This is a genomic window from Kitasatospora sp. NPDC007106, assembly GCF_040634455.1.
Classification (GTDB): Bacteria; Actinomycetota; Actinomycetes; order Streptomycetales; family Streptomycetaceae; genus Kitasatospora; species Kitasatospora arboriphila.
Window position 1 is genome coordinate 1 of the sequence record NZ_JBEYFP010001185.1, and the last position, 1,497, is coordinate 1,497.

Annotated in this window: 1 protein-coding gene; it reads right to left on the reverse strand. The window is 73.7% G+C overall.

What is annotated here, in order from left to right; all coding sequences use genetic code 11:
• Nucleotides 1–158: 158 nt before the first annotated feature.
• Nucleotides 159–1,298 carry an acyl-CoA dehydrogenase family protein gene (locus ABZ641_RS36985; protein ID WP_344621560.1) on the reverse strand — a complete coding sequence of 380 codons (1,140 nt, stop codon included), beginning with the start codon at nt 1,296–1,298 and terminating at the stop codon, nt 159–161.
• Nucleotides 1,299–1,497: the final 199 nt, after the last annotated feature.

Sequence of the window (1,497 nt, forward strand, 5' to 3'; positions counted from 1 at the left end):
CAGGTCCAGCCCGTAGACGGTGGCGCCGCGGGCGGCGAGGGCGGCGGCGGTGGCCGCGCCCAGGCCCGAGGCGGCACCGGTGACCAGGGCGGCGGAACCGGCGATGTCCATGGAAGTCTCCTCGGTGGCGGTGGCGGTGGCGGTGGCGGTGGGACGGGTCAGCGGGCGAGGCCGCGGCTGATGACGAGGCGCTGGATCTGGTTGGTGCCCTCGAAGATCTGCATGATCTTCGCCTCGCGCATGTGGCGCTCGACCGGGAAGTCGCGGGTGTAGCCGTACCCGCCGAGGACCTGGACGGCGTCGGTGGTCACCTTCATGGCGGCGTCGGTGGCGATCAGCTTGGCCACGCTGGCCTGCCGGCTGAACGGGCGGCCGGCGTCGCGGCGGCGGGCCGCGTCCAGGTAGGTCGCACGGGCGGAGTCGACCGCGGCGGCCATGTCGGCGAGCAGGAAGCCCAGGCCCTGGTGGTCGATGATCTTCCGGCCGAAGGTGGTGCGCTCGTTGGCGTAGTCGACCGCGGCGTCCAGCGCGGCCTGGGCGAGGCCGGTGGCGCAGGCGGCGATGCCGAGGCGGCCGTTGTCGAGCGCGCTGAAGGCGATCTGCAGGCCCTGGCCCTCGGTGCCGATCAGGCGGTCGGCGTCGAGCACCGCGCCGTCCCAGAAGGCGGAGGTGGTGGGCACGGCCTGCAGGCCCATCTTGCGCTCGGGCTTGCCGAAGGTCAGGCCCTCCGTCGCGCCCGGGGCGAGGAAGCAGGAGACGCCCTTGGCGCCGGGGGCGGTGCGGGCGAAGAGGGCGTAGAAGTCCGCCTTGCCGCCGTGGGTGATCCACGCCTTGGTGCCGGTGATCCGGTAGCCGCCCTCGACCGCCTCGGCCTTGCAGTTGAGCGAGGCGGCGTCGGAACCGGCCTGCGGCTCGGAGAGGCTGTAGCCGCCGATCGCCGCGCCGGCCAGCATGTCGGGCAGCCAGCGGCCCTTCTGCTCGTCGGTGCCGAAGGCGTAGAGCGGGTGGCAGGCCAGGGTGTGGACGCTGGTGGCCACCGCGACGGCGGCCCAGCGGGCGGCGAGCTCCTCGAGGACCTGGAGGTACACCTCGTACGGCTGGCCGCCGCCGCCGTACTCCTCGGGGTAGGCCAGGCCGAGCAGGCCGGCCTTGCCGAGCAGGGCGAACAGGCCCTCGGGGTAGGTCTCGTCGTTCTCGTGCCGGTCGACACGCGGTGCCAGTTCCCGGTCGGCGATCTCGCGGGTGAGCGAGATCAGGTCCTCTGCCTCCTGGGTGGGGAGGAGCCGGTCGACGGCCATGGCGGACTCCAAGTGGTACTCGAAGCGGTACGTCAGTACCGCATAGCGTAGACCAAGGTGGTCGCGCGAGGTACCGGGCGGGTGGGGGCCGGGACCGGGGGTGCGGAAGGGCCGGAGTCCGGGCGGCCGGGAGGGGGCGGGCCGGGAGGGGCAGGCGCGGGAGTGCGGCAGGAACGTGCCGGGGAAAACGAAAGGTGCC

Excerpts from the sequence above, each read along its gene's own strand:
- ABZ641_RS36985 (WP_344621560.1), bottom strand. The coding sequence starts at position 1,298 with ATGGCCGTCGACCGGCTCCTCCCCACCCAGGAGGCAGAGGACCTGATC.